Here is a 15,339-nt window from a genome sequence, read left to right as displayed (position 1 = left end):
GATGCGGGCGGTGAGCACCGGGCCGACGAGGGTCGGCGTCGTACGCGTCCGGGCCAGGTCGCCGGCATCCGTGCTGGCGCGGCGTGGGCCGCTGCCGGGGCTGCGGCACTCGGCCGGGGCACGGCAACTGGTGCTGCCCCTGGGGTGCGGCACCTGGTGCTGCCCCTGGTGGCGATGGAAGTCCCGCCGGCCTTCTTGCTGTCGTCGATGCTGCCGCCCGCGGCCCGGCCCGCGCACGCGGCCTTTGAGGCATTACTGGTGCAGGCGGGCCTCGGGCTGGTGGCAGCGGTGCTCCGGCATCCCCACGAGGTGGACGCGGAGCGGGTGGTCCTGCGGACCGGTTTCCTCGGGGATGTGACGTTGCCGCGCTCGGCGGTCCGCTCAGCGTCTGCGGTGGTCCGCACGGTTCCGGGCAGGGGCGCACTGGCCGTGCCGGGCGAACCGGCCGCGGTCGCCTGCTCGTTGGGCAGTTCGCTGAACGCGGCCCTGTACCTGGACCCACCGGTGCGCCTCGACCTGGGCACAGCCGGGCTGGTGGACGCGGCAACGGTGTACGCGTCGGCGGACTCCCTGCCGGCCCTCTCGGCGGCCCTCCGAACGACATCGCCCCGGTAGTGACGGTTCAGCACACGTTCCCCACCCGCCGCATCCCGGCGAGTGAACGTTCCTGCCCCGCCGCGCCTCACACCCCCGCGGCTGTCACCCCCGCCCTCCCCGCGAGCGCGGCCGCCGCGGCCCCCACCAACCCGGCGTCCGTGCCCATCTGGGCCGGCGTGACGACCAGGCGCTGGACGAAGGACAGGGCAGCGTAGTCGCTCAACGCCTTGCGCAGCGGCGTGAAGAGGACGTCGCCCGCCTTGCCCACTCCCCCGCCGATCACGGCGATGTCGATCTCGACGAGGGTCGCGGTGGCCGCGATCCCGGCGGCCAGGGCCTGCGCGGCGCGCTCGAAGGAGGCCACGGCGACCGGGTCGCCGTCCCGCGCGGCGGCGGCCACGGCGGCGGCGGACATGTCGCCGTCCGGGCCGGGCCGCCAGCCGTTCTCCCGTGCCCGTCGGGCGATGTTGGGGCCGCTCGCGATGCGCTCCACGCAGCCGCGCGAACCGCACGGGCACGCGTCGCCGTCCAGGTCGACGCTGATGTGCCCGATGTGGCCTGCGTTGCCGGTCGGGCCGGGGTGCAGGCGGCCGTTCAGGACCAGGCCGCCGCCGACGCCCGTGGAGACGACCATGCACAGGGCGTTGTCATGGCCCCGCGCCGCCCCCTGCCAGTGCTCCGCCGCCGTGATGGCGACCCCGTCGCCGATCAGCTCGACGGGCAGGCCGCCCGCCGCCTCACGGACCCGTCGGACCAGCGGATAGTCGCGCCAGCCGGGCACGTTCACCGGGCTCACCGTGCCGGCGGAGGCGTCCACCGGTCCCGCGCTGCCGATACCGAGGGCGGTGGCGTGCTCCCACAGCGGCGAGGCGGTGAGCTCGCCGACCACCTCCTCGACGGCCCGCATCACCGTCTCGCCGTCCTCCCGCGCCGGCGTCGCGCGCTGGGCCCGGACCGCGATCGTGCCGTGGCCGTCCACCAGCGCTCCGGCGATCTTGGTGCCGCCGATGTCGAGCGCAGCCACGAGGTCGGTGTGCATCAGTGTCAGTTCTCCCCGTCAACCATTCGAATCTCCCCGTCAACCACGGGAAATGGGCGAGCCGGTCTCGCGGTGGGGGCGCAGGCCGGAGATTGCGGTGGACAGTGTCCCCTGGATCTGACAACGTTGTCCAGGGTCTATTGTCGACGCCACATCCTCATACAAACCCATGGACCGACGCATCCCCGTGGACGACAGGACAGGACACCGCATCGTGCCCGAGACCATCCGCCGATCCGACGGCCTCACGGACCGCCTCTCCGGGTCCCGCTACGGCAACCGTCCGACCATGAAGGACGTCGCAGCGCGTGCCGGAGTCGGCCTGAAGACCGTCTCGCGCGTGGTCAACGGGGAGCCGGGCGTCACCCCGGAGACGGAGCGCCGCGTCCAGGAGGCCATCGACGCCCTGGGCTTCCGCCGCAACGACAGCGCGCGGGTCCTGCGCAAGGGCCGTACGGCGAGCATCGGCCTGGTCCTGGAGGATCTCGCGGACCCGTTCTACGGCCCGCTCAGCCGCGCGGTCGAGGAGGTCGCCCGGGCGCACGGGGCCCTGCTGATCAACGGCTCCAGCGCCGAAGATCCCGACCGCGAACAGGAGTTGGCGCTGGCGCTGTGTGCGCGTCGGGTGGACGGGCTGGTGATCATTCCGGCCGGTGACGACCATCGGTACCTGGAGCCCGAGCTCAAGGCGGGCGTCGCCACGGTCTTCGTCGACCGGCCGGCCGGGAAGATCGACGCCGACTGCGTCCTGTCCGACAACTACGGCGGCGCCCGTGACGGCGTCGCCCATCTCATCGCCCACGGACACCGACGGATCGGCTTCATCGGCGACATGCCCCGCATCCACACGGCCGCCGAGCGCCTGCGCGGCTATCGGGCCGCGATGGAGGACGCCGGCATACCGGTGGAGGACTCCTGGATGTCCCTGGGGGTCACCGACCCGGAGCGGGTCCGCCGGGCGGCCGAGGAGATGCTCACCGGCCCCTCCCCCGTCACCGCGATCTTCGCGGGCAACAACAGGGTCACGGTCACCGTGATCCGGGTCCTCGCCGAGCAGTCCCGCCGCGTCGCCCTCGTCGGCTTCGACGACATCGAACTGGCCGACCTGCTGCAGCCGGGCGTCACCGTGGTCGCCCAGGACGCGGCGGCCATCGGCCGAACCGCCGCCGAGCGCCTGTTCCGCCAACTGGACGGCACCCTCGTCACGCCGGAGCGCATCGAGCTGCCGACGCGGCTGATCACCCGCGGCTCGGGCGAGTTGCCGCCGGCGGACTGAGCGGCCCGTGCAGGACCGCACACTGGAGGCGCAGGGCCTGGCCGAGGCACCGCGCGAGCATCCCCTGCTCTACCCGGGCGCGTGGCCCGAGGACTCCGGCCTCCTCGACGGGAATCGACTGCTGCCCCTGGACCGGCTGGTGTACGACGACCGAGTGCCTGTGCTCGCGGTCGGCTCCAACGCCTGCCCGGGCCAACTCCGGCACAAGATGGCCGAGTTCGGGATCACGGCGCCCATCCCGATGGTGAAGGCGCGGGTGACGGGCCTCGGGGTCGGCGTCTCCGCGCATGTGAGCCGCATGGGATACGTGTCGGCCTCTCCCTTCAACGCACCGGCTGCCGTAGCGGAGTTGTTCCTCACCTGGCTCGATGCCGAGCAATTGGCGGTCATCGACGCGAGCGAGGGTGTGCCGCTGCCGTACGGCAACTACAGCCGCGCCTGGCTGGCCGCGCCCGAGGTCCGGATCGTGCTGGCGGATGGCACGGCGCTGCCGGGGGCCTTCGCGTACGTCAACCGCCATGGGGTGCTGCACAACGGGAACGGTGGGCCTCGCACCCACCCCGGTCAGCGGGCCCTGCTCACCGAACTCCTCGGGGGCTCCGCCCGATTGAGAGAGCTGTTCGGTGTGACGCCCGAGGAGTTCGTCGCGCGGGCGCGTGCCGACGCGCTGCTGTGCGAGCGGGGCACCCGGCTGTTGGCGGAGGAGAAGCTGGTGACGGCCTCCGGCCTGGAGAGGTACGTACGGGTTCAGCAGACCGGGAGTCCGGGCACCGGCTCGTCGTTGTTGCCGCCCTCGATGTAGACGTCGCTGATGAAGACGTTGGTGTTGCCACTGTCGTCGTCCGTCTTGGCCCACCAGACGTTGGTCCACTCGCCGGATGTCTCGCGGCGGCCCAGGTTCTGCTGGCAGTAGAAGTAGTTGGTGCCCGCGTTGAGGACGCCGACCTCGGTGCCGGAGGCGGTGTACGACTTGGCCTGTGTCCAGACCTGGCAGTGGTACTTGCCGCCGCCGATGGAGGAACAGGACGGGGTCGGTGTGCTGCCGCCACCACCCGTGCTGCCGCCCCCACCGGTGGTTCCGCCGCCGGTCGTACCGCCGTCGCCGGAACCGCCGCCCGTGGTACCGCCGTTGGTGCCGCCGTCGCCCGAGGTCTTGGTCGGGGACGAGGTGGTGGCGCGATCGGTGGGCTCGGCCTCCGCCGTGCGGCTCGGGGTCCTGGTCGCGCCGGGGGTCTTGTCATCGTCCTTGTCGGTGAGGCTCGCGTCGCCCGACCGATCGGCGTCGGGGCTGTCGGTCGCCGGGGCGGACGCGCCTTCGGAGGTGGCGGACGACGTGCCCTGCGCCTCGGACTTGGCGTCGCCCTTGTTGTTCAGCAGGGCGACCGCGCCTCCGGCCGCCGCGAGGACGACGGTCACGGCCACGGCGGCGAGCAGGGCGCGGCCCTTGCGTCGGGTGGGGGTGGTGGAGGACGTGACCATGGGGCCGGTGGCGTCCGGGCCCGGTGGCGGCGGGGTGGGGTTGCCGAAGGCGTGCGGGGCGGACGGTATCGCTGTGCTGCCGTACGGCGATGTGGGCGGCTGCCCCGGGGCGCCGTGCCCGTGCCCGGCCGAGCCGGGATGGCCGACGGCGCCGAAGCCCTGGACCGGCGGCGCGCCTTGCCCGGGGGTCGCGGGGCCGTGCGCTCCCTGTCCGGCAGCCCCGAAGCGGGGTGCCCCGGGCAGGTCCGACGCGGGCATGCCCTGGCCCGGCGTGTCCGAGCCCTGAGCGCCCGGCGCACCCGGCCCCTGGATGCCGTACGCCTGCCCGGCAGGCCCTGTAGGCCCCGGTGACCCGAGAGCCGGCCCGTGCGGACCCGCTGCCTCCGGTGGTCCGCCGACCGGCTGCGCCGACGGGGCGCTGGGCTCCCTCTCCTCCCCCACGGACCCGGCGCCCGCCGGCCTCCGCAGTGCGGCCGTCCGCGCGTCGGTGCCGCCCGACTCCGCCACCGCCTGGAGCAGTGCCCGCGCCTCGGCGGCCTCGGGACGGGACTCGGGTCGTTTGTCCAGCAGCCGCTGCAGGACGGGCCCGAGCGGTCCGGCGCGATGGGGCTCCGGCAGCGGTTCGGAGACGATCGCGGTGAGCGTGGAGAACGTCGACGTACGGCGGAAGGGCGCGGAGCCCTCGACAGCCGCGTACAGCGTGGCGCCCAGGGCCCACACGTCGGAGGAGGGGCCCGGTTCGACGCCCTGGGCGCGCTCGGGGGCCAAGTAGTCGAGGGAACCGACGAGAGCGCCGGTGCGGGTGAGGTTGGTGGCCTCGCCGTCGCCCGGGTCCTCCATGGCGGCGATGCCGAAGTCGGTCAGGACCACACGGCCGGAACTCTCGAGCAGGATGTTGCCCGGCTTGACGTCACGGTGCAGGACGCCGACCGCGTGGGCGGCCGCCAGCGCCTCCATGACCTTGGCGCCGATGCCGGCCGCCTCGCGCGGATCGAGGTGGCCGCGCTCGCGCAGCACATCGTCCAGGGACGGGCCGTCGACCAGCTCCATGACGATCAGCGGGCGCCCGTCGACCTCGGCGACGTCGTGCACCGCCACGACTCCGGGGTGCCGCACCCGGGCCGCCGCACGGGCCTCGCGCTGCATTCGCAGCCGCAGATCCGCGAGTTCGGGACCGTCGGCGTCGGTGTAGGTGCGCAGCTCCTTGACGGCGACCTCGCGGCCGAGGACCTCGTCGAGGGCCCGCCAGACCACGCCCATGCCGCCGCGTCCGAGCTGCGCCACGACGCGATAGCGCCCGGCCAGCAGCCGACCGGCCTCGTCCGTCTGTCCGTGCTCCCCCGAAGACACCGCTGCCCCGTTCCTGTGACACCTGTGGCTGTCCATGCGTGGCGTACAGACTACGGGGCAGGAGTGACAACATCGGCCGGTGGTTGCGGCTGTGACCGGCCCGCTACTTGGCCGAGACCGTCAGGTCACCGCGCCGGGGCGCCGCGAATCCCTCCAGATCGGCACGGGTCAGACCGGTCAGCCGGGCGACCTCGGCGATGTCGAGGGCGCCGCAGTCCAGACCGCGCAGCAGATAGCCGCTGAGGGCCTTGGCGGTGGCGGGCTCGTCCATGACGTCGCCGCCGGCCCGGTTGGCGTACCGGGCGAGACGGGCCGCCGCCTGCTCGAAGCCCTCGCGGTAGAAGGCGAAGACGGCCGCGTACCGGGTCGGGATGTGGCCGGGGTGCATGTCCCAGCCCTGGTAGTAGGCGCGGGCCAGGGCGCGGCGGGTGAGGCCGTAGTGCAGCCGCCAGGCGTCGTGGACCTTGGCGGTCGGGCCGACCGGCAGCACGTTCGTCGAGCCGTCGGAGACGCGTACGCCAGTGCCGGCCGCCGCGACCTGCATGATCGCCTTGGCGTGGTCGGCGGCAGGGTGGTCGCTGGCCTGGTAGGCGGCGGACACGCCGAGGCAGGCGCTGTAGTCGAAGGTGCCGTAGTGCAGGCCCGTGGCGCGGCCCTCGGCGGCCTGGATCATGCGGGCGACGGTGGCGGTGCCGTCGGTGGCGAGGATGGACTGGCTGGTCTCGATCTGGATCTCGAAGCCGATCCGGCCGGGCTCCAGGCCCCGCGCCTTCTCGAAGGCCTCCAGCAGCCGGACCATGGCGGTGACCTGCTCGGCGTACGTCACCTTCGGCAGCGTCAGCACCAGCCCGTCGGGCAGGCCGCCGGCCTCCATCAGGCCGGTGAGGAAGATGTCGAGGGTGCGGATGCCCCGGTCGCGTACCGGCGCCTCCATGCACTTCATGCGGATGCCCATGTACGGCGCCGCGGTGCCGTTGGCGTACGCCTCGGCGATCAGCCGTGCCGCGCGGGCGGCCGCCTCGTCCTCCTCGGCGTCCGGGCGGGGGCCGTAGCCGTCCTCGAAGTCGACACGCAGGTCCTCGATGGGCTCGCGCTCCAGCTTGGCGCGCACGCGCGCGTGGACGGGCTCGGCGAGTTCGTCCGACAGGCCGAGGACGGCGGCGAAGGAGGCGGCGTCCGGGGCGTGTTCGTCGAGGGCGGCGAGCGCCTGGTCGCCCCAGGAGCGGATGGTGTCGGCGGCGAAGACGTCGCCCGGGACGTAGACGGTGTGGACGGGCTGGCGGCTGCCGGGGTCTCCGGGGTAGCGGCGCTCCAGTTCGGCGTCGACCGGCGCGAGGGAGGCGCTGATCTCCTCGCTGACGGCGCCCGCGAGGCTCGTCGCCACCTTCTCCTGCTGGCCCTGACCCATCCCACACCCTCCTGTTTTCCGCTATGCGGAATCAACAATCCGTAGAACGAAGTTATCTGGGGACCTTCCGGCTGGTCAACACCCTGTCCACGGGGAGCCACTCCACCATCTCGTCATGTTCACGCCCATCTCAGGACGCGGTATCACACTTCCATACGCACGCCCCGCACGACTCGTCCGGCAGTTCCCACCGAAGGAGCCTGAAGTGCCGAACCACAGCCGAGTCACGCGCCGCCTGGGCCTCAAGGCCGCGTTGGCCACGGCGGTCACCGCGCCCCTCTCCAGTACAGCACTGCCCACGTCGTCCGCCTCGGCGGGCGAACGCCCGGCCCGCCGACACCTGAGGGCCATGTCCTTCAACCTGCGCTTCGCGAGCACCACCGAACCGAACAGCTGGGCGGTACGCAGACCGGTGATGCGCGAGCTGCTGCGCCAGGAGGCCCCGCATGTCGTCGGCACCCAGGAGGGCATCTTCGCGCAGCTGCTCGACATCGACGCCGACCTCGGCCCGCACTACGACTGGGTGGGCACCGGCCGGCTGCACGGCAGCAGCGACGAATCCATGGCGATCTTCTACGACTCCCGCCGCCTCCGCCCGACCGCATACGACCACTTCTGGCTCTCCGACACCCCGAGCGCGATCGGCTCCAACACCTGGGGCGCGGCCTTCGCCCGCATGGTCACCTGGGTCCGCTTCCGCGATCTGGCCGACGGCGGACGGGAGTTCTACGTCCTCAACACCCACTTCGACCATGTGAGCCAGTACGCGCGCGAGCGCAGCGCCTCGCTCATCGCCGAGCGGATCGCCGGGTTCGACCGCTCCCTGCCGGTCGTGGTGACCGGGGACTTCAATGTCGCCGCCCACGAGAACACGGTGTACGAGACCCTGCTCGGCTCCGGTCTCGTCGACACCTGGGACACCGCACGCGAGCGCAGCGCGCTGTACGCGACCTTCCACGGCTACAAGCCGCTGACGCCGAACGGCGACCGCATCGACTGGATCCTGTCCACGCCCGGCGTGACGGCGCACCGGGCGGCGATCAACACGTTCTCCGACGGCGGCCAGTTCCCGAGCGACCATCTGCCCGTGCAGGCGTTCCTGAGCCTGGGGTGACACGAGGACGACACGAGGCCCCCGTGACCGCCGGACGGTCACGGGGGCCTCGTTCAGCCCGGGGTGGGATCAGCCCTTGCGGGTCTTGATCTCCTCGGTCAGGGCCGGGACGACGTCGAACAGGTCACCGACGACGCCGTAGTCGACCAGGTCGAAGATCGGGGCCTCGGCGTCCTTGTTGATCGCCACGATCGTCTTCGAGGTCTGCATACCGGCGCGGTGCTGGATGGCGCCGGAGATGCCGGAGGCGATGTACAGCTGCGGCGAGACCGACTTACCGGTCTGGCCGACCTGGTTGGTGTGCGGGTACCAGCCGGCGTCCACCGCGGCGCGCGAGGCACCGACGGCCGCGCCGAGCGAGTCGGCCAGCGCCTCGATGATCGCGAAGTTCTCCGCGCCGTTGACGCCGCGGCCACCGGAGACCACGATCGCGGCCTCGGTCAGCTCCGGACGGCCCGTCGACTCACGCGGCGTACGGCCGGTGACCTTGGTGCCGGTGGCCTGGGCGGAGAAGGACACCGACAGGGCCTCGACCGCGCCGGCGGCCGGGGCGGCCTCGACGGCCGCGCTGTTCGGCTTGACCGTGATGACCGGGGTGCCCTTGGAGACACGGGACTTGGTGGTGAAGGACGCGGCGAACACCGACTGGGTGGCCACCGGGCCCTCGTCGCCGGCCTCCAGGTCGACGGCGTCGGTGATGATGCCGGAGCCGATGCGCAGCGCCAGACGCGCGGCGATCTCCTTGCCCTCGGCGGAGGAGGGGACCAGGACGGCGGCCGGGGAGACGGCCTCGACGGCCGCCTGCAGGGCGTCGACCTTCGGCACGACCAGGTAGTCGGCGTACTCCGAGGCGTCGTGGGTGAGGACCTTGACCGCGCCGTGCTCGGCGAGGGTCGCGGCGGTGTCGGCGGCGCCGTTGCCCAGCGCGACGGCGACCGGCTCGCCGACGCGGCGGGCCAGGGTCAGCAGCTCCAGGGTGGGCTTGCGGACGGCACCGTCCACGTGGTCGACGTAGACGAGAACTTCAGCCATGGGATTGCTCTCCTGCGGATTGCGAAGTCTGAGGGGCGGTAAGGGAGTTGAGCCTCAAGCGGGCCGGCGAACCCTTAGATGAACTTCTGGCTCGCGAGGAACTCAGCGAGCTGCTTGCCGCCCTCGCCCTCGTCCTTGACGATCGTGCCGGCGGTACGGGCCGGACGCTCGGCCGCGGCGTCCACGACGGTGTAGGCACCCTCGAGACCGACCTCCTCGGCCTCGATGTCCAGGTCGGACAGGTCCCAGGACTGAACCGGCTTCTTCTTGGCGGCCATGATGCCCTTGAAGGACGGGTAGCGCGCCTCACCCGACTGGTCGGTGACCGACACGACGGCCGGCAGGGAGGCCTCGAGCTGCTCGGAGGCGGCGTCGCCGTCCCGGCGGCCCTTGACCGTGCCGTCCTCGACGGAGACCTCGGACAGCAGGGTGACCTGCGGGACGCCCAGGCGCTCGGCGAGCAGGGCCGGTACGACGCCCATGGTGCCGTCGGTGGAGGCCATGCCGGAGATGACCAGGTCGTACCCGGCCTTCTCGATCGCCTTGGCCAGCACCAGGGAGGTGCCGATGGCGTCGGTGCCGTGCAGGTCGTCGTCCTCGACGTGGATCGCCTTGTCGGCGCCCATGGACAGCGCCTTGCGCAGGGCGTCCTTGGCGTCCTCCGGGCCCACCGTCAGGACGGTGATCTCCACGTCGTCGTCGGAGTTCTCGGAGATCTGCAGTGCCTGCTCGACCGCGTACTCGTCGAGCTCGGAGAGCAGACCGTCCACGTCGTCCCGGTCGACGGTCAGGTCATCGGCGAAGTGCCGGTCGCCAGTGGCGTCGGGCACGTACTTCACGGTGACAACGATCCTCAAGCTCACGCCGGCTCTCCTACTGCGTCGACATTTCTATGCTGCCTACTTGCAGGCAGCATAGGCGCCCCAAGTGGCCGTTCCCGCTCGGGGCGACCCGCGCTCCGAGCGAAATATTACTCGTCAGTACACCCAGTTCGTTCCCGCTAAGCAAGCGCTTTGAACTGTGACCTTCGCAACGCAGCGTAATCGGAATTCGACGGCTTCGCAGAACGGGGGAAGGCCGGTTCGGTCACTTCGGTGGGGTGAGGTCAGTCACGCAGGCCGTTGAACCGGCCCTGGTGGTACACGAGGGGACGTCCGGGGCCGGTGGGGTCACCGAGGACGACCTCGGCCAGCACGATGCGGTGATCGCCCGCGGGCACCCGGCCCACGATCCGGCACACCATCCAGGCGAGCACGTCGTCGAGGACGGGGACGCCCTCGGGACCCTCACGCCAGGCCGTGGGCGGGCCGAAACGGTCGGCGCCGCTGCGGGCGAAGGTGGCCGCCAGCGACTGCTGGTGCTCGCCGAGTATGTGGACGCCGACATGGTCCGTCGCGGCTATCGCCGGCCAGCTGGAGGCACCGGTGCCGATGCCGAAGGAGAGCATCGGGGGCTCGGCGGAGACGGAGGTGAGGGACGTGGCGGTGAAGCCGACCGGACCCGTCTCGCCGCGGGCCGTGATCACTGCCACACCGGCGGCATGGCGCCGGAAGACGGAGCGGAGCAGGTCGGGGGAGGCGAGCCGGGTGGTGCCGAGGCCGGACGTGGCCGTCATGGAGTTGTCCTTCTGCAAGGGGAGGTGTGCGGGTCCGTGGCCGTTCAACAGCCCGGACAGCGCGCGCTCGCGGTGCGGGCCAGGTCGACATGGGCCCGGCCGAAGAGAAGGAGTTCCTCAGGCATACGGTCAGGCTGACGATAGGTGGTGCACACAGTCAAGTGGGTTCCGCGATGTGGGAGATGACTCACCCTCGGCGTCACGGCCCCTCAGACCGCCTCGCCCAGCGCGGCGATGACGTCCGCCTTGCGCGGCTGACCGGTGGCCCGCCGTACGACGTTGCCGTCGGCGTCGAGGACCAGCACGGTCGGCGTCTTGAGGATGTCGAGCCGGCGGACGAGGTCCAGATTGTCCTCGGCGTCGAGCTCGACATGGGTCACGCCCGGGACCATCCCGGCCACCTCGCCGAGCACCCGCCGGGTGGCCCGGCAGGGTGCGCAGAAGGCGCTGGAGAACTGCACGAGGGTGGCGCGCTCGCCCAGCGGCCCGCCCAACTCGGCCGCCTGGAGCCGCTTTCCGTCGTCCCGCCCGCGCACCCGTACTCTCCCGCTCCGCCGCTGATGCAGCACTCCGTACGCGCTCGCCGCGACGAGCACCACCACGCACACCACAAGTCCGGTCATCACCCTCCTCAACCCTTCACGCGATTGCAAAGATTCCCGGCTCCCCGAAGCCTGTCCGCTGCGGAATGCTCGATGCATGGACATCGATGTGAGGGGGCCGCGCTTCGGGGCGGCCGTGACGACCGTGGTGCTGGCGGTCGTTCTGGTCACCGGGAGCGCCTGGCTGCTGGCCTGGCAGACTCTGGCGTTCGCGCTGGGCGCGGCGGGCGGGGTGAGCCGTTCGCCGTACGGCCTGCTGTTCCGCAAGGCCGTACGTCCCCGGATCGGGCCGCCGACCGAGTTCGAGGCGCCGGAACCGCCACGGTTCGCACAGGCGGTGGGGCTGGTCTTCGCGGGCCTCGGGCTGGTCGGGTACACGCTCGGCCCGGACTGGCTGGGACTCGCCGCGACCGGGGCCGCGCTCGCGGCCGCCTTCCTGAACGCCGTCTTCGGGTACTGCCTGGGGTGCGAGATGTACCTGCTCGTACGGCGGGTGACGGTCCGCGCGGAGTAAAGGCGGCTTCAAAAACCGAGGTGGGCCATGGGCCGACGTGACGAGAATCTCGCCGTCCAGGGGCACTGGGGCTGGCTCCCCGGCCGTTCTTGGGGCACGATCTGCGAGATGCCGTAAACCTACGGCTGCGTAACTTCCACACTGGGAGCTTCCTTCCCAGGCACAGAAGGAAGGGTCCACCCCGTCCATGGCAGAGATTGTCTACCGTCCCGTCGTCGGTTTCGCCCAGACGTTGTTCAAGGCGTGGGACCTCAAGATCGACTGCAAGGGATCGGAAAACATTCCGCGCTCGGGCGGCGCTGTACTGGTGAGCAACCACATCAGCTACCTGGACTTCGTCTTCAACGGGCTGGCGGCGCTCCCGCAGAAACGTCTCGTTCGCTTCATGGCGAAGGAGTCCGTCTTCCGGCACCGGATCTCCGGGCCGCTGATGCGCGGCATGAAGCACATCCCCGTGGACCGCAAGCAGGGTGAGGCGGCCTACGCGCACGCGCTGGACTCGCTGCGGTCGGGCGAGATCGTCGGGGTCTTCCCGGAGGCCACCATCTCACAGTCGTTCACCCTGAAGAGCTTCAAGTCGGGTGCCGCGCGACTGGCCCAGGAAGCAGGCGTGCCGCTGATCCCGATGGCCGTGTGGGGCACCCAGCGGCTGTGGACCAAGGGGCACCCGCGCAACTTCAAGCGCAGCCACATCCCGATCACGATCCGGGTCGGCGAGGCGATCGAGGCCTCCAAGGACAAGTACGCGGGCGCGATCACCCGCCAGCTGCGCGAGCGCGTCCAGGAGCTCCTGGAGGCCGCGCAGCGCGCCTACCCGGTGCGACCGAAGGACGCCAACGACACCTGGTGGATGCCGGCCCACCTCGGCGGTACGGCGCCTACTCCCGAGCAGGTACGCGAGGCCGAAGCCCGCTAGGCGCTCCGCTGGGTAAGTGCCGCGAAGTGTCGTCGGTCGGCTGCGGCGCCGTCGTGGCTGGTCGCGCCCACGCGGCGGAGCCGCATATCGATACAGCGCCGAGCCCCTTTGGGGCGCTGCCGGGCCCCCGGTTGGGGAGGCTCGTGATCTGCGCCCCGGGGCTGACCTTCAGAGCGCGGCAGGGAGTGTCTGCCACAGATGCGGCCGGTCGGGGGCAGCCTTGAGGGTGTCGAGTACGACCGGGTGAGGGGCGGCGTACAGGAGCGGATAGTCCCTCTCGTCTGACGCCGGGTCGGGCTCGAAGGCCAGTCGCTCGCCGTCCAGGGAGAACTGGGCGTTCACACCAGGTTTGTTGCCCCGCGGATCCTGCCGGTGCCAGGCGCCGTTGAAACGCACGGCGACCAGGCCGTGCACCACCTCGAACTTCTGGTAGCACAGCGCGGTCGGGATGTCCTCGGCCCGCAGCAGCGCGGCGAGCGCGTGGGCCTTGGCGTAGCAGATGCCGGTGCCCTGTTCCAGGACGTCGGAGGCGCGCCAGGTGACGCGTAGATCGCCGGAGTCCTGTGAGTGGGGGATGGTGTCCCGCACGAACTCGAACGCCGCCCGCGCATATTCATACGAGTCCGCCACGCCGTCGGCGAGCCTGGCAGCCGTCTTGCGGACGAGCGGATGGTGATGGTCGATCACCTCGTCAGCAGCCAAGTACGCGGACAGGTCGGCGGTTTGCTGAATCATCTGCATGGCAGCTGAGCGTATGCGCCAGTCCGGACACGGGTCAATTTATTTTCCATCAAACGCATAGGTATGCAGTCCTCAGGGCGCGGTGACCGTAGTGCCTCGAAAACGGCTGAACATCGCCGCAACCTGACGCCCGCCTACAACCCCCTCCCCCGCGCCGCGGGTCTGGTCTCCGACGGAGCGTCGACAAGGGGGAAGTCATGAAGCATCGTCTACTCGGAGCCGCGGTCGCCGGCTGTGCCCTGGCCGCGGTCGGGGCCGGGCCCGTGCATGCCTCGTCCGACCAGCTGTGGATCAGTGCGCCGTCCGAGACGGTGCTGCCCGGGCCGGACGCGGGTGGTGCCGTGCCCGACCGGGCCCTTGAGGTACGCGTCACCCACGACAACACCGACAACGATGTGCCCGCCGGCCGCCTGACCGTCGACGCCGGCGAGATCGCCTTCTTCGCCACCGTGTCCTGGCCCGGCAACTGCATGCCGCAGACTCCGGTCATGGCAGTCTGCGACGTCCCGGCGATGCCGGCCGGGACGGACAGTGTGACGGTCGCCCAGCTCGGGCTACGGGCCCTGCCGGACGCCGACCTCGACGCGTGGGGGTACGTACGCTACGAGGCCACCGCAGGCGACCTGACGGCGTTCCCGCAGGAGACCCGGATCTCCCTGGCCGACGGCCCCGACCTCGGGCTCAGTCAGGCCGAGGACCAGCGGGACCTCACGCCCGGCACGAACACCCGGGTACGGGCGACGGTCGGCAACAGCGGCAACCGCCCGGTGGACCGCACGCTGCTGTGGGTCGACGCGTCGTACGGACTGCGCTTCAAGGAGCGGCACTCCAACTGCGAGTACAGCGAGCACGCCAGGGGTACGTCCGCGCTGTGCGTGCTGGACGAGGCGGTGGCCCCGGGCGGGCGGTACGAGCTGGTGACCGCGCTCGGCGTCGGGCGCAAGGCGCTGTACGAGAGGTTCGACCACTCGGTCCTGCCCTACTCGGACAAGGCGCTGGAAGAGGCCCGCGGTGACGCGACGTGGACCCGGGGAACGGGCCCCGAGCTGAACCTGCGCCCGGTGGCGGCGCAGCGGGCCGCGGCCGGCGAGGAGGACCTCGACCTTTCGGACAACCACCGGTCCGTGCTCCTCGACGCCAGGAACACCGCCGACCTCAAGCTGACCGGCAGCAGGGTGCACGGAGCCGCCGGCGACACCGTGACCGCCGGCATCACCGTCCACAACCGTGGCCCGGCATGGGTGGCCTCGCTCGGCGCGGGCGCGGCCGTGGCCACCGTACGGTTCCAGGCGCCGGAGGGCACCACGGTGGTCGGCCTGCCGGAGGAGGAGTGCGGGGCCGAGCCGCCGTCCGAAGAGGGGCCGTCCGTCACGACGTACTACTGCCGGACCCCGCACTACCTGCACGACAAGGCGTCCCACACCTTCGACGTGCGGTTGCGGATCGACGAGGTGGTGCGCGGGGCGCGCGCCACCGTCGAGACCCTCAACGACGACCCGGAGCTCCCCATCCGCAAGTTCGACCCGAACCTGCGCAACAACAGCGCGCGGATCGTCGTCAACGGCTGAACCGGCACAGTCGGCCGCCGAGGAGGAGATGGCCTAGGGCCTGTCGTCAAATTCCCGTCGTCGCCCGAAGGGCGGCCCCGCGGCGTCT

Annotated in this window: 15 protein-coding genes; 7 read left to right on the top strand and 8 right to left on the bottom strand. The window is 71.5% G+C overall.

Translation table 11 applies throughout. The features are described 5' to 3' along the window. The first annotated feature begins 144 nt into the window (after window positions 1-144). Window positions 145-615, top strand: coding sequence for a hypothetical protein (locus tag ACTMVF_RS17445; RefSeq protein ID WP_441271954.1), 471 nt, complete (start codon window positions 145-147; stop codon window positions 613-615). Window positions 616-682: 67 nt separating this feature from the next. Here ACTMVF_RS17445 and ACTMVF_RS17440 read toward each other — a convergent pair whose 3' ends face one another. Beyond that, window positions 683-1,636: an ROK family protein gene (locus tag ACTMVF_RS17440; protein WP_441271953.1), complete on the bottom strand. Its 954-nt coding sequence runs from the start codon at window positions 1,634-1,636 to the stop codon at window positions 683-685. A 169-nt stretch (window positions 1,637-1,805) separates the two neighbouring features. Between ACTMVF_RS17440 and ACTMVF_RS17435 the strand changes: the two genes are divergently transcribed. Together ACTMVF_RS17435 and ACTMVF_RS17430 are read left to right on the top strand one after the other, a co-directional pair. Continuing rightward, window positions 1,806-2,912, top strand: a complete 1,107-nt coding sequence (locus ACTMVF_RS17435; protein ID WP_441271952.1) for a LacI family DNA-binding transcriptional regulator — start codon at window positions 1,806-1,808, stop codon at window positions 2,910-2,912. 7 nt (window positions 2,913-2,919) lie between these two features. Next, a complete protein-coding gene (locus ACTMVF_RS17430) occupies window positions 2,920-3,714 on the top strand; it encodes a hypothetical protein (protein WP_441271951.1) in 795 nt (264 codons plus the stop codon). Here ACTMVF_RS17430 and ACTMVF_RS17425 read toward each other — a convergent pair. Together ACTMVF_RS17425 and ACTMVF_RS17420 are read right to left on the bottom strand one after the other, a co-directional pair. Further along, window positions 3,660-5,741 (bottom strand): protein kinase domain-containing protein, encoded by a 2,082-nt coding sequence (locus ACTMVF_RS17425; RefSeq protein ID WP_441271950.1) that lies wholly within the window; start codon window positions 5,739-5,741, stop codon window positions 3,660-3,662. The two genes, ACTMVF_RS17430 and ACTMVF_RS17425, sit on opposite strands and share 55 nt — an antisense overlap. 103 nt (window positions 5,742-5,844) lie before the next feature. Then, window positions 5,845-7,149, bottom strand: coding sequence for a DUF6986 family protein (locus tag ACTMVF_RS17420; protein ID WP_441271949.1), 1,305 nt, complete (start codon window positions 7,147-7,149; stop codon window positions 5,845-5,847). A gap of 205 nt (window positions 7,150-7,354) precedes the next feature. Between ACTMVF_RS17420 and ACTMVF_RS17415 the strand changes: the two genes are divergently transcribed. Next, a complete protein-coding gene (locus tag ACTMVF_RS17415; protein ID WP_441271948.1) occupies window positions 7,355-8,263 on the top strand; it encodes an endonuclease/exonuclease/phosphatase family protein in 909 nt (302 codons plus the stop codon). A 69-nt stretch (window positions 8,264-8,332) separates the two neighbouring features. Here the strand turns inward: ACTMVF_RS17415 and ACTMVF_RS17410 are convergent, their stop codons facing one another. The 4 genes from ACTMVF_RS17410 to ACTMVF_RS17395 form a co-directional block, all read right to left on the bottom strand. After that, window positions 8,333-9,295 carry an electron transfer flavoprotein subunit alpha/FixB family protein gene (locus ACTMVF_RS17410; protein WP_441271947.1) on the bottom strand — a complete coding sequence of 321 codons (963 nt, stop codon included), beginning with the start codon at window positions 9,293-9,295 and terminating at the stop codon, window positions 8,333-8,335. 74 nt (window positions 9,296-9,369) lie between these two features. After that, complete coding sequence (locus ACTMVF_RS17405; protein ID WP_441271946.1) at window positions 9,370-10,158, bottom strand: electron transfer flavoprotein subunit beta/FixA family protein; 789 nt, start codon at window positions 10,156-10,158, stop codon at window positions 9,370-9,372. A gap of 242 nt (window positions 10,159-10,400) precedes the next feature. After that, on the bottom strand, window positions 10,401-10,910 hold the full coding sequence (locus ACTMVF_RS17400) for a flavin reductase family protein (RefSeq protein ID WP_441271945.1): 510 nt from the start codon (window positions 10,908-10,910) through the stop codon (window positions 10,401-10,403). Window positions 10,911-11,119: 209 nt separating this feature from the next. Next, window positions 11,120-11,533 carry a TlpA family protein disulfide reductase gene (locus tag ACTMVF_RS17395; protein WP_441271944.1) on the bottom strand — a complete coding sequence of 138 codons (414 nt, stop codon included), beginning with the start codon at window positions 11,531-11,533 and terminating at the stop codon, window positions 11,120-11,122. A 76-nt stretch (window positions 11,534-11,609) separates the two neighbouring features. On the opposite strand from ACTMVF_RS17395, the gene ACTMVF_RS17390 reads away from it, so the two are divergent. Together ACTMVF_RS17390 and ACTMVF_RS17385 are read left to right on the top strand one after the other, a co-directional pair. Further along, a complete protein-coding gene (locus ACTMVF_RS17390; RefSeq protein WP_441271943.1) occupies window positions 11,610-12,026 on the top strand; it encodes a DUF4395 domain-containing protein in 417 nt (138 codons plus the stop codon). Window positions 12,027-12,213: 187 nt separating this feature from the next. Further along, window positions 12,214-12,942, top strand: coding sequence for a lysophospholipid acyltransferase family protein (locus ACTMVF_RS17385; protein WP_441271942.1), 729 nt, complete (start codon window positions 12,214-12,216; stop codon window positions 12,940-12,942). 168 nt (window positions 12,943-13,110) lie between these two features. Here the strand turns inward: ACTMVF_RS17385 and ACTMVF_RS17380 are convergent, their stop codons facing one another. After that, window positions 13,111-13,683 carry a transglutaminase domain-containing protein gene (locus ACTMVF_RS17380; RefSeq protein WP_441271941.1) on the bottom strand — a complete coding sequence of 191 codons (573 nt, stop codon included), beginning with the start codon at window positions 13,681-13,683 and terminating at the stop codon, window positions 13,111-13,113. Window positions 13,684-13,880: 197 nt separating this feature from the next. On the opposite strand from ACTMVF_RS17380, the gene ACTMVF_RS17375 reads away from it, so the two are divergent. Then, window positions 13,881-15,251, top strand: coding sequence for a hypothetical protein (locus tag ACTMVF_RS17375; protein ID WP_441271940.1), 1,371 nt, complete (start codon window positions 13,881-13,883; stop codon window positions 15,249-15,251). Window positions 15,252-15,339: the final 88 nt, after the last annotated feature.

The sequence above is a fragment of the Streptomyces sp. SD31 genome (assembly GCF_052068475.1).
Classification (GTDB): Bacteria; Actinomycetota; Actinomycetes; order Streptomycetales; family Streptomycetaceae; genus Streptomyces.
This window is presented reverse-complemented; position numbering and strand designations above follow the sequence as displayed.

Coding starts and splice junctions, on each gene's coding strand:
- ACTMVF_RS17440 (WP_441271953.1), bottom strand. CDS start 1,636: ATGCACACCGACCTCGTGGCTGCGCTCGACATCGGCGGCACCAAGATC.
- ACTMVF_RS17435 (WP_441271952.1), top strand. CDS start 1,806: ATGGACCGACGCATCCCCGTGGACGACAGGACAGGACACCGCATCGTG.
- ACTMVF_RS17420 (WP_441271949.1), bottom strand. CDS start 7,149: ATGGGTCAGGGCCAGCAGGAGAAGGTGGCGACGAGCCTCGCGGGCGCC.
- ACTMVF_RS17410 (WP_441271947.1), bottom strand. CDS start 9,295: ATGGCTGAAGTTCTCGTCTACGTCGACCACGTGGACGGTGCCGTCCGC.
- ACTMVF_RS17400 (WP_441271945.1), bottom strand. CDS start 10,910: ATGACGGCCACGTCCGGCCTCGGCACCACCCGGCTCGCCTCCCCCGAC.
- ACTMVF_RS17395 (WP_441271944.1), bottom strand. CDS start 11,533: ATGACCGGACTTGTGGTGTGCGTGGTGGTGCTCGTCGCGGCGAGCGCG.
- ACTMVF_RS17390 (WP_441271943.1), top strand. CDS start 11,610: ATGGACATCGATGTGAGGGGGCCGCGCTTCGGGGCGGCCGTGACGACC.
- ACTMVF_RS17385 (WP_441271942.1), top strand. CDS start 12,214: ATGGCAGAGATTGTCTACCGTCCCGTCGTCGGTTTCGCCCAGACGTTG.
- ACTMVF_RS17380 (WP_441271941.1), bottom strand. CDS start 13,683: ATGCAGATGATTCAGCAAACCGCCGACCTGTCCGCGTACTTGGCTGCT.
- ACTMVF_RS17375 (WP_441271940.1), top strand. CDS start 13,881: ATGAAGCATCGTCTACTCGGAGCCGCGGTCGCCGGCTGTGCCCTGGCC.